The organism is Alterinioella nitratireducens (genome assembly GCF_013155465.1).
GTDB lineage: Bacteria > Pseudomonadota > Alphaproteobacteria > Rhodobacterales > Rhodobacteraceae > Alterinioella > Alterinioella nitratireducens.
This window is the reverse complement of record NZ_JABJVX010000001.1, coordinates 1-23,693: the sequence shown is the minus strand read 5'-3', so window position 1 is coordinate 23,693 and position 23,693 is coordinate 1. Positions and strand designations below refer to the sequence as shown.

The 23,693-nt window shown below is 65.6% G+C and carries 24 protein-coding genes; 14 read left to right on the top strand and 10 right to left on the bottom strand.

What is annotated here, in order from left to right; translation table 11 throughout:
• Positions 1 to 21 precede the first annotated feature (21 nt).
• The 3 genes from HNS34_RS00120 to HNS34_RS00110 all read right to left on the bottom strand — a co-directional run bounded on the left by HNS34_RS00120 (position 22) and on the right by HNS34_RS00110 (position 2,869).
• On the bottom strand, positions 22 to 1,002 hold the full coding sequence (locus HNS34_RS00120; RefSeq protein WP_172316790.1) for an ABC transporter permease: 981 nt from the start codon (positions 1,000 to 1,002) through the stop codon (positions 22 to 24).
• A gap of 47 nt (positions 1,003 to 1,049) precedes the next feature.
• Complete coding sequence (locus HNS34_RS00115; RefSeq protein ID WP_172316788.1) at positions 1,050 to 1,820, bottom strand: SDR family NAD(P)-dependent oxidoreductase; 771 nt, start codon at positions 1,818 to 1,820, stop codon at positions 1,050 to 1,052.
• 83 nt (positions 1,821 to 1,903) lie between these two features.
• Positions 1,904 to 2,869: a sugar ABC transporter substrate-binding protein gene (locus HNS34_RS00110; protein ID WP_172316786.1), complete on the bottom strand. Its 966-nt coding sequence runs from the start codon at positions 2,867 to 2,869 to the stop codon at positions 1,904 to 1,906.
• A gap of 317 nt (positions 2,870 to 3,186) precedes the next feature.
• On the opposite strand from HNS34_RS00110, the gene HNS34_RS00105 reads away from it, so the two are divergent.
• The 10 genes from HNS34_RS00105 to HNS34_RS00060 all read left to right on the top strand — a co-directional run bounded on the left by HNS34_RS00105 (position 3,187) and on the right by HNS34_RS00060 (position 14,887).
• On the top strand, positions 3,187 to 4,911 hold the full coding sequence (locus HNS34_RS00105; protein ID WP_235952573.1) for an ABC transporter substrate-binding protein: 1,725 nt from the start codon (positions 3,187 to 3,189) through the stop codon (positions 4,909 to 4,911).
• Between the two features lie 14 nt (positions 4,912 to 4,925).
• The gene (locus HNS34_RS00100; RefSeq protein WP_172316782.1) at positions 4,926 to 5,735 is read left to right on the top strand and encodes an SDR family NAD(P)-dependent oxidoreductase; all 810 of its coding nucleotides are present in this window, start codon (positions 4,926 to 4,928) and stop codon (positions 5,733 to 5,735) included.
• A 60-nt stretch (positions 5,736 to 5,795) separates the two neighbouring features.
• Entirely contained in the window at positions 5,796 to 7,094 is a 1,299-nt protein-coding gene (locus HNS34_RS00095; protein WP_172316780.1) for a M24 family metallopeptidase, read from the top strand.
• Positions 7,095 to 7,192: 98 nt separating this feature from the next.
• Positions 7,193 to 8,200: a thiamine pyrophosphate-dependent dehydrogenase E1 component subunit alpha gene (locus HNS34_RS00090; RefSeq protein ID WP_172316778.1), complete on the top strand. Its 1,008-nt coding sequence runs from the start codon at positions 7,193 to 7,195 to the stop codon at positions 8,198 to 8,200.
• 10 nt (positions 8,201 to 8,210) lie between these two features.
• On the top strand, positions 8,211 to 9,206 hold the full coding sequence (locus tag HNS34_RS00085; protein ID WP_172316776.1) for an alpha-ketoacid dehydrogenase subunit beta: 996 nt from the start codon (positions 8,211 to 8,213) through the stop codon (positions 9,204 to 9,206).
• On the top strand, positions 9,196 to 10,506 hold the full coding sequence (locus HNS34_RS00080; protein WP_172316774.1) for a biotin/lipoyl-containing protein: 1,311 nt from the start codon (positions 9,196 to 9,198) through the stop codon (positions 10,504 to 10,506). Before HNS34_RS00085 ends, HNS34_RS00080 begins: the two co-directional genes overlap by 11 nt.
• Before the next feature lie 16 nt (positions 10,507 to 10,522).
• The gene (locus HNS34_RS00075; protein WP_172316772.1) at positions 10,523 to 11,980 is read left to right on the top strand and encodes an NAD-dependent succinate-semialdehyde dehydrogenase; all 1,458 of its coding nucleotides are present in this window, start codon (positions 10,523 to 10,525) and stop codon (positions 11,978 to 11,980) included.
• 10 nt (positions 11,981 to 11,990) lie between these two features.
• Complete coding sequence (locus HNS34_RS00070; RefSeq protein ID WP_235952572.1) at positions 11,991 to 12,878, top strand: 2-oxo acid dehydrogenase subunit E2; 888 nt, start codon at positions 11,991 to 11,993, stop codon at positions 12,876 to 12,878.
• Between the two features lie 54 nt (positions 12,879 to 12,932).
• Positions 12,933 to 13,727, top strand: a complete 795-nt coding sequence (locus HNS34_RS00065; RefSeq protein ID WP_172316768.1) for a citryl-CoA lyase — start codon at positions 12,933 to 12,935, stop codon at positions 13,725 to 13,727.
• Positions 13,724 to 14,887 carry a M24 family metallopeptidase gene (locus tag HNS34_RS00060; RefSeq protein ID WP_172316766.1) on the top strand — a complete coding sequence of 388 codons (1,164 nt, stop codon included), beginning with the start codon at positions 13,724 to 13,726 and terminating at the stop codon, positions 14,885 to 14,887. The genes HNS34_RS00065 and HNS34_RS00060 overlap by 4 nt, the downstream gene beginning before the upstream one ends.
• Before the next feature lie 16 nt (positions 14,888 to 14,903).
• Here the strand turns inward: HNS34_RS00060 and HNS34_RS00055 are convergent, their stop codons facing one another.
• The 7 genes from HNS34_RS00055 to HNS34_RS00025 form a co-directional block, all read right to left on the bottom strand.
• On the bottom strand, positions 14,904 to 16,337 hold the full coding sequence (locus HNS34_RS00055) for a dihydrolipoyl dehydrogenase (RefSeq protein WP_172316764.1): 1,434 nt from the start codon (positions 16,335 to 16,337) through the stop codon (positions 14,904 to 14,906).
• Positions 16,334 to 16,849: a peptide-methionine (S)-S-oxide reductase gene (locus HNS34_RS00050; protein WP_172316762.1), complete on the bottom strand. Its 516-nt coding sequence runs from the start codon at positions 16,847 to 16,849 to the stop codon at positions 16,334 to 16,336. The genes HNS34_RS00055 and HNS34_RS00050 overlap by 4 nt, the downstream gene beginning before the upstream one ends.
• A gap of 20 nt (positions 16,850 to 16,869) precedes the next feature.
• Complete coding sequence (msrA, locus tag HNS34_RS00045; protein ID WP_172316760.1) at positions 16,870 to 17,376, bottom strand: peptide-methionine (S)-S-oxide reductase MsrA; 507 nt, start codon at positions 17,374 to 17,376, stop codon at positions 16,870 to 16,872.
• Positions 17,373 to 17,819, bottom strand: a complete 447-nt coding sequence (msrB, locus tag HNS34_RS00040; RefSeq protein ID WP_172316758.1) for a peptide-methionine (R)-S-oxide reductase MsrB — start codon at positions 17,817 to 17,819, stop codon at positions 17,373 to 17,375. The genes msrA and msrB overlap by 4 nt, the downstream gene beginning before the upstream one ends.
• Positions 17,820 to 17,906: 87 nt before the next feature.
• Complete coding sequence (gene ligD, locus HNS34_RS00035; protein WP_172316756.1) at positions 17,907 to 20,357, bottom strand: DNA ligase D; 2,451 nt, start codon at positions 20,355 to 20,357, stop codon at positions 17,907 to 17,909.
• A gap of 11 nt (positions 20,358 to 20,368) precedes the next feature.
• Positions 20,369 to 20,578: a hypothetical protein gene (locus tag HNS34_RS00030; RefSeq protein ID WP_172316754.1), complete on the bottom strand. Its 210-nt coding sequence runs from the start codon at positions 20,576 to 20,578 to the stop codon at positions 20,369 to 20,371.
• A gap of 88 nt (positions 20,579 to 20,666) precedes the next feature.
• On the bottom strand, positions 20,667 to 20,900 hold the full coding sequence (locus HNS34_RS00025) for a 2,5-dihydroxypyridine 5,6-dioxygenase NicX family protein (RefSeq protein WP_172316752.1): 234 nt from the start codon (positions 20,898 to 20,900) through the stop codon (positions 20,667 to 20,669).
• On the opposite strand from HNS34_RS00025, the gene HNS34_RS00020 reads away from it, so the two are divergent.
• The 4 genes from HNS34_RS00020 to HNS34_RS00005 form a co-directional block, all read left to right on the top strand.
• Positions 20,869 to 21,060: an SDR family oxidoreductase gene (locus HNS34_RS00020; protein ID WP_235952571.1), complete on the top strand. Its 192-nt coding sequence runs from the start codon at positions 20,869 to 20,871 to the stop codon at positions 21,058 to 21,060. The genes HNS34_RS00025 and HNS34_RS00020 overlap by 32 nt on opposite strands.
• A 36-nt stretch (positions 21,061 to 21,096) precedes the next feature.
• Entirely contained in the window at positions 21,097 to 22,008 is a 912-nt protein-coding gene (locus tag HNS34_RS00015; RefSeq protein ID WP_172316750.1) for a sugar kinase, read from the top strand.
• Positions 22,009 to 22,544: 536 nt separating this feature from the next.
• Positions 22,545 to 23,471 carry a hypothetical protein gene (locus tag HNS34_RS00010; protein ID WP_214647381.1) on the top strand — a complete coding sequence of 309 codons (927 nt, stop codon included), beginning with the start codon at positions 22,545 to 22,547 and terminating at the stop codon, positions 23,469 to 23,471.
• A gap of 2 nt (positions 23,472 to 23,473) precedes the next feature.
• On the top strand, positions 23,474 to 23,693 hold a 220-nt coding region (locus tag HNS34_RS00005; protein ID WP_172316746.1), incomplete at its 3' end, for a hypothetical protein.

Sequence of the window (23,693 nt, the reverse complement as noted above, 5' to 3'; positions counted from 1 at the left end):
GCGTTGCATCGGTGTTCCCCTTCAGGCGATCGGCGACCAGAGACGGCCGCGCTTGGCCGCGATATCCAGCCAGACCGCCAGGATGATGATGATCCAGGTCACGACGAACTGGACGTAGAACTCCAGCCCGGCCAGCAGCAGGCCGTTCTGGATGAAGCCGAGGATCAGCACGCCGATCACGGTCTTGAAGACGGTTCCCGAACCGCCAAGCAGCGAGGCACCGCCCAGGATGACGGCGGCCAGCACCTCAAGCTCCAGCCCCTGCCCCACGGTGTTCTGCGCGCCCATGGTGCGGCTGGCCTGGATCAGACCCGCCGTGGCGACGCAGAAGGAGGAGATCAGGTAGGTGAAGAACACGACCCGCGCGCGCGGAATGCCGGAGAAGGTCGCCGCGACCTCGTTGCCACCGACGGCATAGACCTTGCGCCCGAATGGCGTCTTGGCCAAGAGGATCGCCAGAACGGCGGCAAGCCCCGCAAAGATCAAGACCGGGATCGGAATGCCAAGCGCGGTGCCGCGCCCGAAGATGCCGAACCAGGTCGCTTCCTGGTTGGCAATATCCATGTTCTGCCCGCCCGAATAGGTCAGCGTCAGCCCGTGAATGGCCGACAGCATCCCGAGTGTCACGATCAGTGAATTCAGCCTGAGATAGCCGACAAGGAAGCCGTTGAGCGCCCCGATCGCCATGGTCATCGCGAACATCGCGGGGATCGCCAGCGCCGGTCCGAAGGCGGGGTTCTCATGCAGGTCCAGCACCACGATGGCCGAGAACGACATAAGCGAGCCGACCGAGAGGTCAAGATTGCCGCCGATCACAACGAAGGTCACGCCAAGCGCCATGACCCCCAGGATGGCCGAGGAGCGCACGACGCCAAAGACGTTCTCGACACTGATGAAACGGGCGTTCCAGAGGGAAAATCCGATCATGAAGAGGATGAAGGCGACAAGGATACCCTGCCGCGCCAGCACCCCCGCGAATTTCCCAAGCCGGTCGTTCTTCATGTTGTCCCCTCCCTCACCGCGATCGCGCGGCCCGTCAATTCTGCGCCTCAGACCAGCGTCATGCCACCGTCGATCATCACGATCTGGCCGGTCATGTAGTCGCTTTCCGGCGAGGCGAGGAATGTCGTCGTGCCGGTGATATCGGCGGGCGTCGCGACGCGGCCCTTGAGGATATCGGCGGCAAATTCCTCCATCGCCTGGCCGGGGCGTTCGGCGGCCCCGATCTGCATCAGGTCGCGGTCGACCTCCTCCCACATCTCGGTCGCGACCACGCCGGGGGCAAATCCCGTTACCGTTATGTCATGGCGCGCCAGGTCGCGGGCCGCCGATTGCGTCAGCGACACCACCGCCCATTTCGAGGCACAATAGGGCGCGACATTGTCAAAGCCCTGTCGGCTGGCGATCGAGGCGGTGTTGACGATCTTGCCGCCACGCCCCTGGGCGATCATCTGGCGGGCGGCCTCCTGCATTCCGATCAGGCAGCCGAGCCCGTTGATCCCCATTATGAAATTCCAGTTCTCCTCGGTCACGTCGAGGAAATTCATCGGCTTGTTGACGCCGGCATTGTTGAACATGACGTCCAGCCTGCCGAAGGCATCCACCGTCTTGTCGATCATCGCGCGGACCTGGCTGCGGTCGCTGACATCCACCGTGGCGGTGATGGCGCGGTCCCGATCCGCGATTGCATCCAGCTTTTCCGCGTTGCGATCCGCAAAGCAAACTTCCGCTCCTTCGTCCAGCAGGGCCAGTCCGATGGCCTTGCCGATGCCTTGCGCGGCACCGGTGACGATACATGCACGCCCCGAGACACGGCCCATGACGCCCTCCTGACTTGTAACGAAAAACAACTGTTGGATGGCGCGAGGCCCGGTCGCCCGGACCCCGCCCAGGGAGAAAGAGATCAGAAGACCGGACGGTCGAATTCTTCCATGTTCTCCTGCGTGATCTTCGGCGTATCGAAGTAGTTCAGGAACGGCACCTCTTCGCCGTTCAGGATCGCCAGCGCCGTGGCCAGCGCGGCCTCGGCATCGTCGACCGGCGACTGGTAGATCGAGCCCCAGTATTCGCCACGCCCCATCGCGTCATAGCCGACCGCGAAGTTGGTCGCGCCCACGAAGGTGATGCCGTCACGGCCCGCCGCAATCGCGGCATTCATCGCGCCGACACCCATGTTGTCATCGCCGGAATAGACCCCGTCGATGTCGTCATACTGGACCAGGAACGCCTCCATCACGCGCTGCGAATCCTCGCGGTTCCAGTTGCCGGGCTGCGTTTCCAGCAGGGTCACGTTCGGGCAGACTTCGGGCAGGCGATCCTCGAAGCCCTGCGCCCGCTCGATGGCGGTGGTGTAGCCAGGCTGGCCCGAGATCTGCACGATCTGCGCCTCGTCCTCGATGCCGAGCTCGGTGAAGCGGTCGCACATGATTTCCGCCGCGCGCGAGCCCTGGGTGATGTTGTCGGGCCCCGAGAAGGAGGCGACGAAGGGAAAGCCCGGCTCGGCGATGTTGGAATTGGTCACGATGACCGGAATGTCGGCCTCAGACGCCTCGCGCACGGCGGGGATCACGGCCTGGCCATTGGTCGGCCAGATGATGATGGCATCGACCTCCTGCTGGATCAGATCCTGCATCTGGGCGATCTGGCGGGCCACGTCACCGCCTGCGTCCAGGACCACGACCTCCACATTCGGGTTGGCCTCCGCGGCGGCGATGAACGCCTCTTCATAGGTGGTCTGGTAGCTGTCGACACCCACGTTGTTCTGCGTGATGCCGATGCGGAATGTCTCCTGCGCCGACACGGTGCCCGCAAGGGCGAGCCCGGCCAGTGCCGTGGTACCTGCAAGCAGGGCTTTGTTCAATCTGGTCATCCTGAATCCTCCGTTGGACAAGACCTTACATTGCGGCTGCCACAGTCCAAATCGGGAATCGTCCCCTCCCCGGCAGCCGAATGAGGGACAGTGTTTCCCTTTGCCCGGATCGCATCGCCCATAAAGATGTTCATTTTGATTATCCTAATGGTCATAATGGACATCTGTGCTGTTCAATCCGACCATCCGATCCCGCACAACAGAAGGAACGCCGCATGAGCGACGCGAAGCGAGGGCCGCGCGGGCCCGCTGATCCACGAGGGACGCCCGGCAAGGCAATGGGAAATATTCAAAGTGAATATATGGCGGGAAGCAAGATGGTAGCGACTACTGCGCCCTCTCGTGAACCGCTCGAGATCGGTCAGGCGCTTGAATTCGTTGAGGAATTCATGGCCGAAGTCGATTCGGCCCTGGATATCGGCGCGCCCAACCCGCATCTCAACATGGCCATCCACCTGGTGCGCAACCACCTGGAGGGGCGCATTTCGACCGCCTCCTCGGCCATCGCCGCCTCGGGCACGCCCTATGCCACCGCGCGCCGCAAACTGGCCGAGATGCAGGAGGCGGGCCTGGTCGAACAGCGTCCCCGGACCCGCACCGGCAAGAGCTTCTCGCTGCATCCCAGTGCCAAGCTGATGCAGGACTGGTCGCAGCTTTCCGACCGCATCCTGCGCATGGCGCGGCAGCGGATCGGTGTCGGCCCGAACGCCGCCAAGGGGGCGGAATACTATTTCGGCGGTTCCTACCAGGAGGGTCGCTCGATCCAGCCGCCGCAGGTTCTGCCCGAACCGCTGGCCCTGCCGGGGGGCCTGCGCATCCTGGTGCATGGCGATCCGACCTTCATGGTGATGGAGAGCCTCAAGCGCCAGTTCGAGCAGGTCGTCGGCACCAAGATCAGCCAGCGCGCCTTTTCCATCGACCGGCTGCACGAGGAATCCCTGCGCAACGGCGACCGAGCCGTCAGCCGCTATGACATCATCGCCGTCGATCTGCCCTGGGTGGGCGAGTTCGTGACGCGCGGGATCCTGTCGCCGTTGGACGAGGTGCTTGATATCGACGCGCTCGATCCCGGCGACTTTCACACCGCCGGCTGGCGCGCGGCGCATTGGGCGGGGCGGCCCTATGGCGTTCCCAGCCAAACGACACCGGAATTGCTGTTCTACCGCACCGACCTCTTTGCCGAGGCGGGGCTGTCGCCGCCCGCCACCACGGATGCGGTGCTGAAGGCCGCGAAGACCTTCCACAACCCGCAGAGGGGCCGCTACGGCATTGCCTGGAACGCGGCGCGCGGCACGGCGCTTGGCCATACCTTCATGATGACCTGCGCCGATTTCGGTCAGCCGATCTTCAACCTGCCCCCGATCGCGGGCGGGATCGATGCCGATCATCTGGATCGCGACGACCTGGTGCCGACGCTGGACACGCCGCGCGCGCTGGAGGCCGCCGAATACCTGATGGCGCTGCTGGAGTTCTCGCCGCCCGACATCCTGTCGATGTCCTGGTATGAACGCGTCCGCCCCTACGCGGCGGGCAAGATCGCGATGGCCTATGGCTACACGCTTCTGGCCCCCTATTTCGAGCTGGACGAGACCTCGCCCGCGCATGGGCGCACCGGCTACCTGCCGCACCCGGCAGGGCCGTCGGGCCGCCCGATCGCGCCGGTGGGCGGCTATGTCCTGTGCATTCCCGCGAATCTCAGCGAGGAGCGCAAGCGCGAGGCGGGCAAGGCGCTGATCGCCTTCACTTCGCCCGAGGCGCAAAAGCTCTACGTCCAGAACGGCAGCCGCACCGCGCCGCGCTATTCGGTGGGCGCCGACCCCGATGTGCGCCGCCTCTCGCCCATATTCGAGGCCGTCGATGCCATGTCCTGGCGCGATGAGCTGCAATTCTGGCCGCGCCCGCCGGTGCCCCGGATCAACGAGCTGATCGCGCTGTGCGGTCACGAGCTTCACGACATGCTGCGCGGCGTCACCAAGCCCCGCGACACTCTGGCCCGCCTGCAACGCGGGGCCGAGAAAATCATGCAAGACCAGAAAGCCTAGTAGGAGAGAGAGCCATGGACCCCAATCGCCTGAAGGGCAAGAACATCCTGATCACCGGGGCCGCGCGCGGCATGGGGCAGGCGAATGCCGAGTGCTTTGCGGCGCAGGGGGCCAATATCTGCATCGGCGATCTGGACCATGAGGCCGCACAGGCCGTCGCGGACCACATCAACAGCGCAGGCAACGGGCGTGCCATCGCGGTCAAGATGGACGTGACCAAGCGCGCGGACAATGCCGCCGCCGTCGCCGCCTGCGTCGATGCTTTCGGCTCGATCAATGTGGGCCTCTTCAATGCCGGCCTCAACAAGCCCCGGTTCTTCATGGATATCGACGAAGACAACTGGGACATGATCATGAACGTCAACACAAAGGCGATGTGGCTGGGAATGCAGGAGACCGCCCGCCAGATGATCAAGCAGGGCCCGATGGAGGATCACCCCTACAAGATCATCAACGTCGGCTCCATCGCGTCGCGCAAGCCGCTGGTCGATGTGACGGTTTACTGCACGTCGAAATACGGCTGCCTCGCGCTTACGCATTGCGGCGCGCTGGCGCTGTCGGAACACAACATCACCGTCAACGGCTATGCGCCCGGCGTGGTGGTGACGCCGCTTTGGGAACAGCTCGACAAGGACCTGGTCGATATCGGCTTCAAGGAGAAGGAAGGCCAGGCCTACGAGGATATCGTGCGCGATGCGCTGCAGATCAAGCGCGTCTCCTACCCCGACGACATCACCGGCACCGCGTCGTTCCTGGCCAGCCACGACAGCGACTACATGACCGGCCAGATGATCCACATAGATGGCGGCTGGTGCATCCAGTAACCGCCGCCTGCCCCCCAATCACGCCGATGCGCCCCCCGCGCAACCGAAGGAGTTTGCCTCATGTCCCGTGCTCTCATGCCCAACCTGCTGACCCCGCAGGATCTCGAACCCAACTGGCGGTGGGAGGGGCGCATCCCCGCCTGGGGCCACACATCCGTCGATTTTGAACGCCGGATCGACCATGACCGTCTGCGCCGCTACCGTCTGGCGCGCACGCGGCAGGCGTTGCAGGCGTCGAACGCGGGCACATTGCTGCTCTTCGATGTCAACAACATCCGCTATGTCAGCGCGACCAAGATCGGCGAATGGGAACGCGACAAGATGTGCCGCTTCTGCCTGCTGACCGGCGACGACGCGCCTTACGTATGGGATTTCGGCTCGGCCGCAATGCATCACAAGAAGTTCTCGGACTGGCTGGTGCCCGATCATTGCCGCGCCGGGGTGGTGGGGATGCGCGGGACCATCCCGCCCGAATTTGGCCTGATGCGCAAATATGCCAAGGAGATCGCGGGGCTGATCAAGGATGCGGGCATGGCCGACATGCCGGTGGGCGTCGACTATGCCGAAACCGCGATGTTCGAGGCGCTGAAGGCCGAGGGGATCAACGTCATCGACGGCCAGCAGATCATGCTGGCGGCGCGCGAGATCAAGAACTGGGACGAGATCCAGCTGCTGACCCAGGCGGCCTCCATGGTCGATGGCGTCTACCACATGATCTATGAGGAGCTGAAACCCGGCATCCGCGAAAACGACATCGTCGCGCTCAGCAACAAGATGCTCTACGAGATGGGCAGCGATGACGTCGAGGCGATCAACGCCATTTCCGGCGAGCGCTGCAACCCGCATCCGCACAATTTCACCGACCGCTATTTCCGCCCCGGCGACCAGGCGTTCTTCGATATTCTCCAGTCCTACCAGGGCTATCGCACCTGCTATTACCGGACCTTCAATATCGGCCGGGCCACGCCGGCGCAGAACGACGCCTATGTGAAGGCGCGCGAATGGATCGACGCCTCGATCTCGATGATCAAGCCGGGCGTCTCGACCGACAAGGTGGCAGAGGTCTGGCCCAAGGCCGAGGAATTCGGCTTTCCCGACGAGGCCTCGGCCTTCGGGTTGCAGTTCGGCCACGGGCTTGGGCTGGCGCTGCATGAACGCCCCATCATCAGCCGCGCGGTCAGCCTGGACCACCCGATGGAGATCCAGACCGGCATGGTCTTCGCGCTGGAGACCTATTGCCCGGCGGCGGACGGCTATTCGGCGGCGCGCATCGAGGAAGAGGTCGTCGTGACGGAAACCGGCTGCGAGGTGATCAGCCTTTTCCCCGCCGAGGACCTGCCGATCGCCAATCGGTACTGATCCCTGACGGGATCCGCGGGGGGCTGTCTGCCCCCCGCACCCCCCGAAGGTATTTTTGGCAAAATGAAAGGGGCACTTGCCCGAAGAGGATGCGTCAGATGGCCGACACCAAACACAACAGCGAAGACTACCTGCGCATGTATTCCCAGATGGTGCGCATCCGGGCCTTCGAGGACAATGCCAACCAGCTCTACCTCTCGGCCAAGATGCCGGGATTGACGCATATGTATTCCGGCGAGGAAGCCGTCGCCGTGGGCATCTGCGAGGCGCTGACCGACAATGACCGCATCACCTCGACCCATCGCGGCCACGGCCATTGCGTCGCCAAGGGGGCGGATTTCAAGGCGATGTTCTGCGAGCTTCTGGGCAAGGAAGAGGGTTATTGCCGGGGCAAGGGCGGCTCGATGCATATCGCCGACCAGAGCCACGGCAACCTTGGTGCCAATGCCATCGTGGGCGGGTCCATGGGGATCGCCACCGGCTCGGCCCTGCGCGCCAAGATGCAAGGCTCGGACGATGTGACCGTCTGCTTCTTCGGCGATGGCGCAACGGCGCAGGGGTTGCTTTACGAGGTCATGAACATGGCGGCGCTCTGGTCGCTGCCGGTCATCTATGCCTGCGAGAACAACGGCTATTCGGAATACACCAAGACCGAGGAGATTGCCGCAGGCTCCATCACCGCGCGGGCCGAGGCCTTCGGGATCGAGGCACACAGCATCGACGGGCAGGACGTGCTGGCAGTCAACGACCTGACGCAAAAGCTGGTCGCGCGGGCGCGCAAGGGTGAAGGGCCGTTCTTCATCGAACTCAAGACCTACCGCTATCACGGCCACCATGTCGGCGACATCAACCGCGCCTATTACCGCGACAAGGAGGAGGAGGCGATCTGGAAGGAAGGCCGCGACCCGATCATCAATTTCGGCAAATGGCTGGAGGGTGAGGGCGTCGCGTCGCCGGAGGAGTTGAAAGCCATCGAGGACGAGATCCGCGCCGAAGCCAAGGCGGCCGTCGAGTACGCGCTGGAGGCCGCCTATCCCGATGCGTCCGAGGTCGACATGCACGTCTATGCCGCCACCGATCCCGCCACCCTGCGTCCCGATGCCTGAGGAGAGCCCGATGCGAGAGATTACCCTGTCCAAGGCCGTGAACGAGGCGCTTGCCGAGGAAATGCGCCGCGACGAGACCGTGTTCATCATCGGTGAGGACGTGGCCGAGGCCGGAACCCCCTTCAAGGTGCTGTCCGGTCTTGTCGAGGAGTTTGGCACGGCCCGCGTGATCGACACGCCGATCGCCGAACCCGGATTCATGGGCCTGGCCGTCGGCGCCGCCATGACGGGCGCGCGGCCCGTCGTGGACCTGATGTTCGGCGATTTCATCTTCCTGATCATGGACCAGCTCTGCAACCAGGCCGCCAAGACGCATTACATGTCGGGCGGCAAGCTGAACGTGCCGCTGGTCCTGCGCACCAATCTTGGGGCCACCCGGCGCTCGGCGGCGCAGCACAGCCAGAGCTTGCACGCGCTGGTCGCCCATATTCCGGGGCTGAAGGTCGCCCTGCCCTCCTCGGCTTACGAGGCCAAGGGGCTGATGAAGACCGCGATCCGCGACAACAACCCGGTCGTCATCTTCGAAGACAAGCTGATGTATAACGACAAGGCCCCGGTGCCGGAGGAGGAATACCTGATCCCCTTCGGCGAGGCCAATATCCTGCGCGAGGGCAAGGATATCACGCTCATCGGCACCTCCTCGATGGTGCAGGTCTGCGAGAGGGCGGCGGAACTGCTGGAGGCCGAGGGGATCAGCGCCGAGGTGATCGACCCGCGCACCATCGTGCCGCTGGACGAGGAGACGCTCCTGGCTTCTGCCCGCAAGACGGCCCGCGTGATCGTGGTCGATGAGGGGCATCAGAGCTTTGGCGTGACCAGTGAAATCGCCTCGCGGATCAACGAAAAGGCGTTCTATCATCTCGACGCGCCCGTGATGCGGATGGGGGCGATGGACGTCCCCGTGCCGTTCAGCCCGGCGCTGGAGGATCTGACCGTGCCGACCCCCGAAGGCGTCGCCGACATGGCCCGCAAGCTGGTGGCGGGGGAGATGATCCATGCCGCATGAGGTGATCATGCCCGCGCTCGGCATGGCGCAGGAAACCGGCCTGCTGGTGCGCTGGCTCAAGTCACCGGGCGATGCGGTGGCAGTGGGCGATCTGCTCTTCGAGGTCGAGACCGACAAATCCACCATGGAGGTGGAGGCCCCCGGCGACGGCTTCCTGACCGACCTGCGCGCCGAGGCCGGGGCGGAGGTGCCGGTGGGCGACGTGATCGCGCTGATCTCGGAGACGGCGGAGGGCACTGGCGCGGCACCAGAGGCGAAGGCCGGTGCCGCCGCGACCGATGAAGTGCCTGAGCCCGCTCCCGCCGCGAACGACACCGACCTTCCAGATGGGGCCGAGGTCATCATGCCCGCGCTTGGCATGGCGCAGGATGCGGGGTTGATCGTGGCCTGGCACAAGGGGCTTGGCGAGGCCGTGGCCTCGGGCGATGTGCTCTTCGAGGTGGAGACCGACAAGGCGACCATGGAGGTCGAGGCGGGCCATGACGGCTATGTCGCGGCGCTGCTGGCGGAAGCAGGCGAAGAGGCCCCGGTGGGCGACGTGATCGCCATCATCTCGGCATCCGCCCCCGACGCGCCCGTGCAGCGCAGCCTGGCTGGCAAGACGCAAGAGGCGAGGACGCCCGAGAGGGCGGAGGAGCCGGCCCCGACACCTGATCCCGAGCCGAAGACAGGCAAAACGCCCGTGCCGAAACCCGCAATGAACGGGCGCATCCTCGCCTCGCCCAAGGCCAGACGGCTGGCGCGGGAACAGGGTCTGGACCTGGAGCGCTTGGTGCAGGCAGGCTATGAGCAGCCCTTCCATGCCGCCGATATCGAGACGCTCAAGACCCTGCCCGCCGCTGGCCAATCGGGCCTGCGCATCACCGCCCAGATCCCGGCCCGTGGTTTCACCGCCCTCCTGACCTGGATCGAGGCCGAGACCGGCACCGCGCCGGACCCTGCCGCCATCCTCGCCGCCATGGCCGGGGCGGCGCTGCGGCGCGCCATGGCAGCCGACGGCCTGACCATTGCCACCGAGACAGACGGCCAGACCCGCAGCTTCCCCGATCCAGACCGCGCCGGTCTGGGCGCGGCACAGGAAGGCGACGCCCCGCCCACGCTCCTCATCCGCGACCTGACCGGAACCCGGCTCACCTCGATCAGCAACACCACCGCGACCCCACAGCTCTGCATCGGCGGCGCACAAACCCTGACCCTCACCCTTGACTGCGCGCCCGATCACCTGTCGGCTGAGGCAGCGCAGGATTTCATGACCGATCTTGCCGGGCGGCTGGCCGAGCCGCTTCGCCATTTACTCTGACGGAAAGGACGATCCCATGACCAAGGGGAACATCAATTTCGACGCATTGCACAGTGACCTCTACATCAACGGCCAGTGGCGGGACGGCGCCGAAAAGGCCCGGTTCGACGTCATCAATCCCGCCAATGAGGAGGTCATCGCCTCGGTCGCCTCGGCCGAGATCGCGGATGCCGATGCAGCCCTCGATGCCGCCGAGGCCGCGATGGCCGATTGGGCCGCGCGCACCCCGCGCGAACGCTCGGAAGTGTTGCGCAAGGCGTGGGAGCTGATGAGTGCGCGGCTGGAGGATTTCGCGCGGCTGATCACGCTGGAGAACGGCAAGGCCCGGACCGATGCGATGGGCGAGGCGGGCTATGCCGCCGAATTCTTCCGCTGGTTCGCCGAGGAAGCCGTGCGCGCCGATGGCCTGATCACGCATGCGCCAGCCTCGGGCGCGCGCATCATGGTGCAGCACAAGCCCGCAGGGTTGGCCGTGCTGGTCACGCCCTGGAACTACCCCGCCGCGATGGGCACCCGCAAGATCGCGCCTGCCCTGGCGGCGGGCTGCGGCGTGATCATCAAACCGGCCTCGGAAACGCCGCTGACCATGCTGGCGCTGATGCCTCTGCTGGAGGAGGCGGGCGTGCCTGCGGGCCTGGTGAATGTGTTGCCCTCGCGGCGCACCGGCGCGCTTGTCGATCACATGCTGCATGATCCGCGCGTCCGCGTTGTCAGCTTCACAGGCTCCACCGGGGTGGGCCGCAAGCTGCTGAAATCCGCCGCCGACCAGGTGCTGAAACCGGCGATGGAGCTTGGCGGCAACGCGCCCTGCATCATCTTCGACGACGCCGATATGGACGTCGCGCTTGAGGGCACGATGCTGGCCAAGATGCGCAACCTGGGCGAGGCCTGCACCGCCGCCAACCGCATCTATGTGCATGAGGATGTGGCCGAGGAGTTCACCCGCCGCCTGGTCGAGCGGATGCAGGCGCTCAAGGTGGGCGATGGCTTGGACGAGGGCGTCGATGTGGGCCCGCTGGTCAATGCCGACACCCGCGACAAGGTGGCCGCGTTCGTGGCCGATGCCGTCGCCAAGGGCGCGAAGATCGAATGTGGCGGCGAAGCGATTGACGGCAAGGGCTATTTCTACCCGCCGACGGTGCTGTCGAACGTGCCGGAAAACGCCGATTGCGTGCAGGACGAGATCTTCGGCCCCGTGGCCGCGATCCAGAGTTTCCGTGACCAGGATGACGTCATCAAACGCGCCAATGACACCGAATACGGCCTTGTCGCCTATGTGTTCTCGGGCGATTTCAAGCGCGCGTTGCAGGTCTGCGAGCGGCTCGATTACGGCATGGTCGGTCTCAATCGCGGGCTGGTCAGCGACCCGGCAGCCCCGTTTGGCGGCACCAAGCAATCGGGCCTGGGCCGTGAAGGCGGCCATGAAGGGATGTTGGAATTCATGGAAACCCAGTATATCTCGGCCAGTTGGTGAGGGCGCGGTGATGGAGATCAAGGCAAGCCCGAGCACGCGCAAACACGCCGCCGACAAGGGCGTCGACCTGGAGAAGCTGGCCCGCGACACGGGCCGGACCACCCTGGGGCGCGAGGATGTGGACGGCATGAAGGGCAGCGCCCCCGCCCCCGATGCGCAGCGCTATTGGGATGTGGATCACGCCGCATACGGCCCGATCAGCGAAGAGCCCCTGCCCCGCATGGCCCGCATCGCCGCCGCCAATCTGGGGGCTGCGAACGCGATGATCCCGCAGGTCACGCATCACGACCGCGCCGATATGCGCGCAGTCAATGCCTTTCGCGCCAGCGTCCGCGATGAAGCCCGCGCGCGCGGCACCAAGCTGACCGCGCTGGCCTTTCATGTCATGGCGCTGGCCCGCTGCCTGCGCGCCTATCCCCGGTTCAATGCGTCTCTGTCGCCGGACGGGCAGACCCTTATCCTCAAGGATTACGCCCATATCGGCATTGCCGTGGACACGCCCCACGGGCTGATGGTGCCGGTGATCCGCGATGCCGACCGCAAGGGGCTGTGGCAGATCGCCGAGGACATCACCGATCTGGCCGCCAAGGCGCAGGCGCGCAAGCTTGGTGGCGGCGAGATGGGCGGCGCCTCGATGACGATCTCGAATCTCGGCGGCATCGGCGGTATCGGCTTTACCCCCATCGTGAACCCGCCCGAACTGGCGATCCTGGGCCTGACCCGCTCTGATACCGTGCCGGTCTGGGACGGCGAGGCGTGGCAGCCGGTGCCGATGGTGCCGCTCGACCTCAGCTATGATCACCGGGTGATCAACGGGGCAGACGCGGCGCGGTTCCTGGCGCGCTACGCCGCGCTGATCGCCGACCCCTGGCGGATGCTGCTGCCCGTTGGGGTGTGACATTTCCGGGCGGTCGGGTCATGCTGCGCGCAAGCAGCCGAAGGACCGCCCGATATGAGTGACGCCGACACGATCCGCCAATGGTGGCGGACCTCGATCATCGACATGGAACCGGGCCGCATCGCCTTTCGCGGGCATGCGGTCGAAGACCTGATCGGCAATGTCTCGTTTCCACAGATGATCTGGCTGATGACGCGCGGCGGCCTGCCGAGCGCGCAGGAAGCCGCCCTTCTTGAGGCCGCGCTGGTCGCGGGCGTGGACCACGGACCACAGGCGCCCTCCATCGCCGCCGCGCGGATGGCCGCGACCTGTGGCGTCGGGCTGAACAACGTGATGGCCACGGCGGTCAACATGCTTGGCGATGTGCATGGCGGCGCAGGCGAACAATGCGCCGAGCTTTACTACGACATTGCTGCGCGCGATGCGCCCCTCGATCAGGCCGTGCAGGAGGGGCTGGCGGCATGGCGGAGCAAATACGGCAAGATCGTCTCGGGCTTCGGCCACCGCTTTCACAAGCCCGTCGATCCGCGCGCGCCGCGCCTCATGGCCCTGGTGCGGGGGGCGGCGTCGGCGGGCACTGTCTCGGGCCGGTTTGCCGAGATCGGCGAGGCCGTGCAGCAAGAGATCGGCCAGCAGCGCGGCACGCCGATCGCGATGAATATCGACGGGGCGACCGCCGTGATCTTCTGCGAGCTTGGCTTTCCCCCGCCGTTGGCGCGCGGCCTCTTCTGCCTGTCGCGATCCGTGGGCGCGCTGGCGCATGGGTGGGAGCAGATGCAGCAGGGCGGGCGCAACAAGGGGCCGATGCCGCCGGCGTTCCTGCCGCACTACGAGGGAGACCCGGAGTGACCCCGCCCGAGCGTGGCTTTCCACCCGCCGAGTTCGCCGCCCGCACCGACCGCGCGCAGGCCCTGATGGCGCGCGAGGGTCTGGCCGGGCTGCTTCTGACCACCGAGGCCGATCTGCGCTATTTCAGCGGTTTTCACACGCTGTTCTGGCAATCGCCCACCCGGCCCTGGTTCCTCTTCGTCCCCGCCGCAGGCAAACCCGTCGCCATCATCCCCGAGATCGGGGCCGACCTGATGCACCGCACATGGCTGGACGATATCCGCACCTGGAGCGCGCCTGCCCCGGATGATGACGGGATCAGCCTGCTGACGGAGCTACTGGCCCCGCTGGCCGGGAAAGCCGCCCGGATCGGCGTGATGATGGGCCATGAGACGCATCTGCGGATGCCGCTTGCCGATTGGGAGCGGCTGATCGCGGGCCTGCCGGGGCTGCGGATCGCGGATGCGACCGGATTGGTGCAGGGGCTGCGCATGGTCAAATCGCCCGTCGAGATCGACAAGATCGCCCATATCTGCGCCATCGGCTCGGCCAGTTTCGCGCGGGTGCCCGACCTGGTCGCCGAGGGGATGCCGTTGGAGGAGGTCTTCCGCGCCTTCCGCCGCGAGGCGCTGGCGCAGGGGGCCGATGACGCGCCCTATCTGGTCGGCGGAGCGGACCGGGGCGGCTACCGCGACGTGATCTCGCCGCCGACGCGCAAGCCTCTACAGAGGGGCGATATCCTGATGCTGGATACCGGCCTGACCTGGGATGGGTATTTCTGCGATTTCGACCGCAACTGGGCAGTGGGCCACGCAGATGACACCGCACGGCGCGCCTATGACGTGCTGTGGCGCGCGACCGAGGCCGGGATCGCCGCCGCCCGCTCCGGCGCCACCTGCCGCGACCTCTTTCACGCCATGTCGGCGGTGATCGCCGAGATGGACGCCAGCGGCGGCGATATCGGGCGGCTTGGCCACGGCCTGGGGATGCAACTGACCGAGCAACCCTCGCATGCGGCCTTCGACACGACCGAGTTGCGCGAAAACATGGTGCTGACGCTGGAGCCGTCGCTGTCCTATGGCGACGGCCTGATGATGGTGCATGAGGAGGATATCGTCGTCACGCCCGAGGGGGGCCGCTTGCTGACCGCCCGTGCCGCGCCCGACCTGCCGGTGATCTGATCCGAACCGACCGGCGCTATCCGCCCGGCCCGCAATCTATGCTGCGCGCGGGCGGCGGCGGGGCGAACCCGAGCGCGGTGTTGAGGTTCCTCAGCGCGGTGCGCACACCTTCCTCGATCACCGGATGATAGAAGGGGCGGTCAAGGATCTCCTCGACCGTCAGATGATCCGCGATGACCCAGGACAGGAGGTGCCCGATATGCTCGGCCGCGGGGCCAAACATCTCGGCACCAAGCAAGAGGCCCGTCTTCTCACAGCCATAGACGCGCAACAGGCCCTGATTGACCCGCATCACGCGGGCGCGGCCCTGGTCCTCGAACGAGACCGACCCGATCCGGAACGCCGCATCCCGCGCGGTCAGGTCGGCATGGCTTTCGCCCGCGACGGCAATCTGCGGGTCCGAGAAGACGATGCTCAACGGCACCCGCCGCGTCTTGCGGTAGCTTTCGGGGAAATGCGCCGCGTTCTCGCCCGCAATCCGGCCCTCGTCCGCGGCCTCGTGCAACAGCGGCAGATCCGCCGCCGCATCGCCAGCGATATAGATCGGGCAGTCGCCCGCGCGCATGGATTGGCGGTCATAGTGGGGAATGCCGTGGTCGTTCACCTCCACCGTCGTGTTCTCCAGCCCGAGCCTATCGAGATTGGGGCGCCTGCCCGTCGCGGCAAGAATGTAGTCAAATCGCTCCTCGCCGCGCTTGCCGCCCGCTGTCCATGTCACGACGATCTCGTCGCCGTCGCGGTCGATCTCGGTCTCGGCGTTCCAGAGCGCCGGGAACCCGGCCCCGAGCACCTCTTGCGCGCAGGCCCGCATGTCGGGGTCGGTGATCGCGCCGACATTGTCGCCAAGCTCGAACAGGCGCACCCGCACCCCGAGCCGGTGCAGCGCCTGGCCCAGTTCCAGCCCGATCACGCCCGCACCGAACACGGCGACGGAGGCGGGCAGATCCTCCCGGTCGAACAGGTCGTCATTGGTGATCAGCCGGTCGCCCGCGACCTCGAACGGCTCGGGGATATGGGGCCGCGAGCCGGTGGCAATCACCGTGGCGCGGGCGGTCAGCTTGGAGCCATCCTCCAGCACCAGGGTATTGTTGTCGGCAAAGCGCGCGTTCTGGCGGATGATGTTGGACTGATCGAACCCCTCCAGCGCATCGCGGACGAAGCCGACGAAGCGGTCGCGTTCCTCGCGCACCCGTTTCATCACCGCGCGGCCATCGACGCCGACATCGCCCACCTCAAGACCGAAAGGACCAGCCTGCTGCGCCGCGTGGCGGGCATTGGCGGCAGCGATCAGCAGTTTCGACGGCATGCAGCCCACCCGCGCGCAGGTGGTGCCAAGCGTGCCGCCGTCGATCAGCGCGACCCGGCCCGTGTATTTCCGCGCCTGCCGGTAGGCCGTCATGCCCGCGGTGCCAGCCCCCAGGATCGCCACGTCAAGATCATGCTCGCTCATCGCGTCCCCTCCTCCTCTTTCACAAACCCCGCGTATTCGGCGCGCAGCCGCGCCAGCTTGGGGTCGATATAGCGGGTGCAGAACGCGTTGCCCGCGTTGCGCGCGGCGTAGGCGTGATAGCGCGGATCGGACGCGTCGAAGCCCCTGAAAGGAAGAACGCGGGTGACGTAAGCTTGTTCCTCCCGCGTGCTGATACGGGCGAGGATACCCCGCACGGCGCGGGCCTGATCGGCGGAGAAGGTGTAGACCGCGCTGCGGTATTTGCCGCGCATCTTGTGGTTGGAGGCGCTGGAATGGGTGCGCAGATGGATCTCGACCAGCACGTCGAGCGGGATCGCGTCGGGGTCGTAGCGCATCAAGACCGCCTCGGACGGCGCATCGTCGGGCGGGTCGGATCGGATGAAGCCCTGCCGCAGTTCGGTGACACCGCGAAGCGCTGCAAAGACCGCCTCGGTGCACCAATGACAGCCGCCGCCGAACCCGATGGCCGGCGGCGGGGTTTCTGTATCCATCAAGGGCAACGCCTGCCCCGCTACTCCGCCGCGTCGCGCCGGGGCAGCACCCAGTCGGGGCGCGGATAGTGGCAGGTATAGCCGTTCGGCACCCGTTCCAGGTAATCCTGGTGCATCGGCTCGGCCTCCCAGAAATCGCCGACGGGCTCGACTTCGGTCACCACCTTGCCGGGCCAGTGCCCCGAGGCCTCGACATCGGCGATGGTGTCCAGCGCGACCTGTTTCTGCTCCTCGTCGGTATAATAGATCGCCGAGCGGTAGCTGCGCCCGCGATCATTGCCCTGGCGGTCACGCGTGGTCGGGTCATGGATCTGGAAGAAGAATTCCAGGATCTGGCGATAGCTGATGCGCGCGGGGTCGTAGATGATCTCGATCCCCTCGGCATGGTCGCCGTGGTTGCCATAGGTCGCATTGGGCACGTCGCCGCCGGTATAGCCGACACGCGTCGCCTCGACCCCGTCGAGCTTGCGGATCAGGTCCTGCATGCCCCAGAAACAGCCCCCGGCCAGAACAGCGCGGTCACTCATGATATGTCCTCCACTTGGGTCAGGTAATCGCCATAGCCTTCGGCCGCCATCTCGTCTCGATGGATGAAGCGCAGGCTGGCGGAATTGATGCAATAGCGCAGCCCGCCGGTCTCGCGCGGGCCGTCGGGAAAGACATGGCCCAGATGGCTGTCGCCATGGGCGCTGCGCACTTCGGTGCGGGTCATGCCGTGGCTGTCGTCGCGCAATTCGTTGACATGGGCGGGCTCGATCGGCTTCGTGAAGGACGGCCAGCCGCAGCCGGAGTCGAACTTGGCCGAGGACGCGAACAGAGGCTCGCCCGAGACGATGTCGACATAGATCCCCGGCGCGTGATTATCGAGGTATTCCCCGGTGCCGGGCCGCTCGGTCCCGTTTTGTTGCGTGACGCGGTATTGCTCGGGCGTCAGCGACGCGATGGCCTTTTCGGTTTTCTGATACGTCATGGCATGTCCCCTTCGATATCTTGCACTTGCGTTACCGGTTAGATGGGGCCAAACCATGCGGCTTGCCAATAGCCGATCACGCCCATGTCAACTGGCCGACCAGTCTTCAAGCGCCGCGACCGCCTGCTTGCCGATGCCGCGCGGGGTTGTGCCCTCCAACGGGCAGGCCCGCGTGAGGCGGTCGGCAATGTCACCGATATGGAAGCCGTCGGGCCGGTCCAGCGCGTCCAGTTCCTCCCATCTCAGCGGCACCGCGATGGCGGCACCGGGGCGGGCGCGCAGCGAATAGGGCGCGATGGCCGTTGCCCCGCGTTCATTGCGCAGCCAGTCGATGAAGACGCGCCCCTCGCGTTTCGATTTCGACATCGTCGCGGTGTATCTGTCGGGCGCGCGGTCGGCGAGGATCCGGGCCAGCGTGCGGGCGAAATACTTGACCGTGTCCCAACCCGAGATGCGCCGCAGCGGCACGATGACATGCACGCCCTTGCCGCCAGTCACCATCGGCACGCAGTTCAGTCCGCAGGCCACAAGCCCCTCGCGCACCTCCTGCGCGGCGGATTTCACATCGGCAAAATCCAACCCCTCATCGGGATCGAGATCGAAGACCATGCGGTCGGGCCGCTCTATCCTGTCGCGCGCGGCCCCCCAGATGTGAAACTCCAGTGTGCCCATTTGCGCCGCGCCGATCAGCCCCTCCTTCGTCGAGACATAGATGTAATCCTCGGTCTCGCCGTCCTTTTCCTCGATCGGCATGGATTTGACTCCGTCCGGGAAGCCCTTGCCGGCATGTTTCTGGAAAAAGCACTCGCCCGAGATGCCGTCAGGGCAGCGCAGCAGCGACAAGGGCCGGTCGCCCGCATGGACCAGCATCCGGTCGGCCAGTTTCGCATAGTAGTCTGCCACGTCGCCCTTTGTCAGGCCCGCCTCCGGGTAGACCTCGCGGCCCGTGCTGGAGACGCGGACGCCGCCGATCTCGCGCGCGCCGCCATCTTCCTCGCGCGTCTCTGTCTCGGCTTCCGCCTTTGCACTCACCTCTTCGGCCTCCTTGTCCTCGCGCAGGCCCTGGTAGACGCCGTGGCGGATCCGGCCTTCGCTGGTAAATTCGGTATATTCGGCCTCGACGACCAGCTTGGGCGTCACCCATTTTGCACCCTTTGCCTCGGCAGGCAACTCGCCGTCAAAGGGCGCGGTCTTGCGCGCCAGCGGCTTCAGCGCGGCGTGCAGGCTCTCCAGATCCTCCTCGTCGAATCCGGCGCCGACCCGACCGCGATAGATCAGGTCGCCGCCCTCATAACTGCCCAGAATCAAGGAGGAAAACGGACGGCCCGCCTTGTCCGAGGGCGACCAGCCCGCGACCACGAACTCGGCCCGGCGGACGCATTTCGACTTGATCCAGGCGCGCCCCCGCCCGCCGCGATAGGGCGCGTCGAGACGCTTCGAGACGATCCCCTCGCCGCCCGCCTCGCACATCGCCTTGAGCGCGGCGCGGCCCTCGCCCTCGATCACCGGGCTGAGGCGCAGGGGGCCGCGTGGGGCCAAGCCCTCGAACAGGTCTTCCAGCGCCGCACGCCGGTCTGAAAGCGGCTTTCCGGTCAGGTCGTCGCCGTCCCGCACAAGGCAGTCGAAGGCGTAGAAGGTCAGCGGATCGCCCGATTTCAGCGCCTTTTGCAGGGTCGAGAAATCGCCGCCCCCGCCGCCCGCGATCACCTCGCCGTCGATCAGCGCCGATCCGCAGTCCAGCGCCGCCACCGCGTCGCAGAGCGCGCCGAAGCGGTCCGACCAGTCCTTGCCGTTGCGCGAATAGAGCCGCACACCGCCCTTGCCGACCGCGATGACACAGCGGTAGCCGTCGAATTTGGCCTCATGCTGCCAGTCCGCGCCCTCGGGCGGGGCATCCTTGAGCGTGGCAAGCTGGACCTTGCGAAACCTCGGGCGTTTCTTGTCGTGATCGGCGGGGTTGTGGATCGCGTGATCGTGGGCGATCGCCCGCATCCCGCGCCCGGTGGTGACGCTGGTGCGGTGCTTGTTGGTCAGCGCATCGGCGCTGCGCCCCGCGAAGTCGTCGCGTTCCTTGATCAAGAGCCAGTTCTCGCGCTTGTCGCCGTCGGTCTTCATCCGCACCAGCGCCCAACCGCCCTTCATCCGCGCGCCGTGCAGGCGGAAATGCAGCTTGCCTTTCTTGAGCCCCTCCCCGGGATCGTGCAGAGGCTCCCACCAGCCGCTATCCCACAGCATCACGGTGCCGCCGCCATATTCCTCCTCCGGGATGGTGCCCTCGAACCCGCCATAGGAAACGGGGTGATCCTCGGTGCGGACCGAGAGGCGCTTTTCGGACGGGTCGTCGGAGGGGCCCTTGGTCACCGCCCAGGACAGCAGCACGCCGTTCCATTCCAGCCGGAAATCGTAGTGCAGGCGGCTGGCGTCGTGTTTCTGAACTACGAAGGACAGCCGGTCGCCGCCCGCCTCGACCAGCTCCGCGCGCGGCTCGGGCGTCACGTCGAAATCGCGCTTCTTCTCATATGCGTCCAGCGATCTCATGAGGCTTTCTTCTACCTGCCCTTGCTCTGCTTGGGGCTTTTCTTCGGCGCATCCATCAGGTCGATGACATTCTCGCCCTCTGGGCGGTCTTCCTCGTCGGTCCCCGGCAGGATGTATTCGGCGTCGTCGGAGTCATCGCCTTTCGTGATATCGTCGCGTCCAACCGGGATCGAGACCAGCGACAGCCTGAACTGCCCTTTCCAGATCGCCCTCAATGCCATGGCTCATGATCCTTCCGCCGTCCCGGTCCACTGACTGAACGTCAAACGCCCGCGGCGGGTTCCGGGCCAGCAGGTGGCGTAAGGGCGGTCAGACGTGCAAGTCGCCCTCCAGAACGACCGGGTCATCGTCCAGATAGAGGGACGCCCCGCGCGGGCAGAGGCCCAGATGGGCGCGGCTGCGGTTACTGCCTCCGAAGGCGACATCGTCATTGCTGCCAAGCTGCACCTGGACCGTGCCACGAAAGCTCTCGATATCTGCCCCGCCGCCTCCGGTATCGGGGGTCTGCGCGATGGGTTGCGTCCAGAGCGCGCGGGGGTCCACGCCCGACGCGGCCCGCAAGGGCTTCGAGGCCGCCGCCCCGGTCAAACGCCAGGGCGTGCCCGAGGATGCCGCCAACCTGGTCCTGTTCCTGGCCTGTGACGATTCCGCCTTCATCACCGGGGCCAATATCGACATCAATGGCGGAATGCTGTTTTCGTGAAACCCGGACCCTGAAACTAACGGAAGGCATGTCGAGATGCGCGTTCTGGCGATTGGCGAATGCATGGCCGAGCTTGCCCCGGCAGAGGCTCCGGGCAATTACCGCCTGGGCTTTGCGGGCGATACGTTCAACACCGCCTGGTATCTGGCCCGGCTACGCGCGGATATGGCGGTCTCGTTCCAGACCGCGATCGGGACGGATGCCATTTCGCGGCAACTGCGCGAGGCCGTCGCGGGCTGCGGGATCGGCACCGATCATATCCGCACTGTCCCTGACCGAACCGTCGGCCTCTACCTGATCACGCTGACCGATGGCGAGCGAAGTTTCTCCTATTGGCGCGACCACTCCGCCGCGCGGCTGCTGGCCGATGACGCGGCGGCGCTGGCCCGTGCGATGGAGGAGGCCGATCTGGTCTATTTTTCGGGCATTACCCTTGCCATCCTCGCCCCCGAGGCGCGCAAGACCCTGCTCGATGCCCTGCGGACCGCGCGCGCGGCGGGCAAGCGCATCGCGTTTGATCCCAACCTCCGCCCCCGGCTCTGGTCCGACATGGGAGAGATGACCGAGACGATCATGCAAGGGGCCGCCGTCTGCGACATCGCCCTGCCCTCCTTCGAGGACGAGGCCCGCTGGTTCGACGATGCCGACCCTGAGGCCACGACCGACCGCTACACCGCTGCAGGGGCCGAAACCGTGGTGGTCAAGAACGGGTCCGATCCGGTGCATTACAGACAAGGCGACGCGCAGGGCACGTATCCGGTGCCGCCGCTCTCCTCCGTCATCGACACCACGGCGGCAGGCGACAGTTTCAATGCCGCGATCCTGGCCGGGATCGCCGATGACAGCCCGATGGAGGCCAGCATCGCCCGCGCCTGCCGCCTTGCCGGACAGGTCGTGCAGGGACGCGGCGCCCTGGTGCCAGTCGATCCGGCGCGGGTGGATGGTTGAGGTGGTATAGGGCCTGAAGGCCAAGAACCATGGCCCGGCGTCGTCGGTCACGGTCCCAGCGCAGCCTTCCGCGCCGCCGGGCTCGAGGTCGTCGGCATGGTCGGCAGAACCGGCCATGAAACCGACGGGGTCGCCGCCGAGCTTGCCAATCACCCAGGCGCTCGATCATGCGTAAGTGACACATCCGCGCTGTTCGCTATCGCCTTCGGAAACTACAAGAAAATCCGGTCGCAGCCGGATGGGGAGAACGCTTTCGCGGGGGCAAGAGGCGGTGCTGCTAGACGAATTCGAACCAGTCTCAGCTAGGACAGTGACGCTGCCGCTTTTGCAGCGCAAAGGCCGCGCCACTCGACGAGAGCGGCGGCTCGGTTCAGCTTGAAGTGGGGCCGGCTGGAGAGACTGCGTTCCTGGTTGAAGTGGTTGGTAACCGAGGCGTGCACGGAGGCGAATTTCTGCAAACTTCGCATGCGCCGGAACAGGGATCATGTAGAAAGACCACGGATCAGCCGGGCCAACGCCTCGGGATCATAACCGAGTTGATCGGCGACATTGTCATTCCGCTTGAACAGGAAATCAGCAAAGCCGCCGTCAAGCATTTCCCACGCTTCCAACACGATTACGGCTCGTTGGGAGAGAAGCTCGGCGGTTTGGGGCTTGCTGGCGGCGACCGTGTCCGAGTGATGAACCAGGAGCTCGCGGACGTCATGTTCACCGACGCGTCAGACGCGCCACAACGCCTCGGCGCGGAGACATCTGCTCTCTCCGACAATCTCAAATGGGCACTCGAGGTAAAGCGTGCGTTGGACAATGGCCTTGATGGAACCCTGCGCGAACTTCAGTCGCACCGCCAAGATATCGAAGCGCTCCCGGATACAGGCGTGCCGGGTGAACTGCGAAACGAGCTAAGCGAAGACCTGTCGGCACTCTCCGAGCGCCTCAAGACCGAGGATTTCTTCAAGCATAGCGCGGACTTCAGCTCCTTGCTCACGCACGTCAAAGGCCGCGTCCGTGAGGCGGTGATCTCGCTTTCAGACCAGCAAAAACTACGCATCAAGGAAGGTGCGGAAGAGCTTCAACGCGTGCCTGAATGGGGAGAGTTGACCCAGGAAGAGCGCGGCAGCGCCATCGGCCAGCTGGACGGTCTTGAACTGACGGCGTCCCACGACCTTGCGGGCCTGCGCAAGCTGCTTGCCCGTGACTATGACATCAGCAGCACGATTGACGAGCTCCGGCGCTCGATTCAACGACAAGGCCAGGAACGCATCCGCCAGCGGATCGAGGACGAGCGCGCTGAAAAGGGCAAGAAGGGCCCGGCCAAGTTCGAGCAGGCGATTTCTGTGCCCACAAAAATGACAACGGCTGCCGACCTGGATGCCCTCATCCTCAAACTCAACGAGATCAAAGCCCAGCTCGCGCTTTACGACGAGATCGAAGTCTCATTCAGCTTCGGCAGTGAGGAGTAAGGATGGCGTTTGATCAGTCCACCCGCAACCGCCTCCAGCGCTTCGTCACCGATGCCCGCCGCACGCTGGAAGAGGAATTCACCCGTCAACTCCAGAACGATTACGGGCTGGATCCGATTTCCGGCACGGCCTCCTGGACCTGTCACGATAGTGTCCCGGGAAATGGTGTAACTTTGCTCTTCGGCCTTGGCTCGGCCGCAGTTACAGGGCGGCGATTGTCGC

What these genes read in the sequence shown, in the direction of transcription:
- HNS34_RS00095 (WP_172316780.1), top strand. Translation starts at nt 5,796, where the DNA reads ATGTCCCGTGCTCTCATGCCCAACCTGCTGACCCCGCAGGATCTCGAA.
- HNS34_RS00105 (WP_235952573.1), top strand. Translation starts at nt 3,187, where the DNA reads ATGGTAGCGACTACTGCGCCCTCTCGTGAACCGCTCGAGATCGGTCAG.
- HNS34_RS00065 (WP_172316768.1), top strand. Translation starts at nt 12,933, where the DNA reads ATGAGTGACGCCGACACGATCCGCCAATGGTGGCGGACCTCGATCATC.
- HNS34_RS00020 (WP_235952571.1), top strand. Translation starts at nt 20,869, where the DNA reads ATGGGTTGCGTCCAGAGCGCGCGGGGGTCCACGCCCGACGCGGCCCGC.
- HNS34_RS00110 (WP_172316786.1), bottom strand. Translation starts at nt 2,869, where the DNA reads ATGACCAGATTGAACAAAGCCCTGCTTGCAGGTACCACGGCACTGGCC.
- HNS34_RS00080 (WP_172316774.1), top strand. Translation starts at nt 9,196, where the DNA reads ATGCCGCATGAGGTGATCATGCCCGCGCTCGGCATGGCGCAGGAAACC.
- ligD (WP_172316756.1), bottom strand. Translation starts at nt 20,357, where the DNA reads ATGAGATCGCTGGACGCATATGAGAAGAAGCGCGATTTCGACGTGACG.
- HNS34_RS00030 (WP_172316754.1), bottom strand. Translation starts at nt 20,578, where the DNA reads ATGGCATTGAGGGCGATCTGGAAAGGGCAGTTCAGGCTGTCGCTGGTC.
- HNS34_RS00100 (WP_172316782.1), top strand. Translation starts at nt 4,926, where the DNA reads ATGGACCCCAATCGCCTGAAGGGCAAGAACATCCTGATCACCGGGGCC.
- HNS34_RS00070 (WP_235952572.1), top strand. Translation starts at nt 11,991, where the DNA reads ATGGAGATCAAGGCAAGCCCGAGCACGCGCAAACACGCCGCCGACAAG.
- HNS34_RS00050 (WP_172316762.1), bottom strand. Translation starts at nt 16,849, where the DNA reads ATGGATACAGAAACCCCGCCGCCGGCCATCGGGTTCGGCGGCGGCTGT.
- HNS34_RS00055 (WP_172316764.1), bottom strand. Translation starts at nt 16,337, where the DNA reads ATGAGCGAGCATGATCTTGACGTGGCGATCCTGGGGGCTGGCACCGCG.
- HNS34_RS00075 (WP_172316772.1), top strand. Translation starts at nt 10,523, where the DNA reads ATGACCAAGGGGAACATCAATTTCGACGCATTGCACAGTGACCTCTAC.
- HNS34_RS00090 (WP_172316778.1), top strand. Translation starts at nt 7,193, where the DNA reads ATGGCCGACACCAAACACAACAGCGAAGACTACCTGCGCATGTATTCC.
- HNS34_RS00120 (WP_172316790.1), bottom strand. Translation starts at nt 1,002, where the DNA reads ATGAAGAACGACCGGCTTGGGAAATTCGCGGGGGTGCTGGCGCGGCAG.
- HNS34_RS00015 (WP_172316750.1), top strand. Translation starts at nt 21,097, where the DNA reads ATGCGCGTTCTGGCGATTGGCGAATGCATGGCCGAGCTTGCCCCGGCA.
- msrB (WP_172316758.1), bottom strand. Translation starts at nt 17,819, where the DNA reads ATGACGTATCAGAAAACCGAAAAGGCCATCGCGTCGCTGACGCCCGAG.
- HNS34_RS00115 (WP_172316788.1), bottom strand. Translation starts at nt 1,820, where the DNA reads ATGGGCCGTGTCTCGGGGCGTGCATGTATCGTCACCGGTGCCGCGCAA.
- HNS34_RS00085 (WP_172316776.1), top strand. Translation starts at nt 8,211, where the DNA reads ATGCGAGAGATTACCCTGTCCAAGGCCGTGAACGAGGCGCTTGCCGAG.
- msrA (WP_172316760.1), bottom strand. Translation starts at nt 17,376, where the DNA reads ATGAGTGACCGCGCTGTTCTGGCCGGGGGCTGTTTCTGGGGCATGCAG.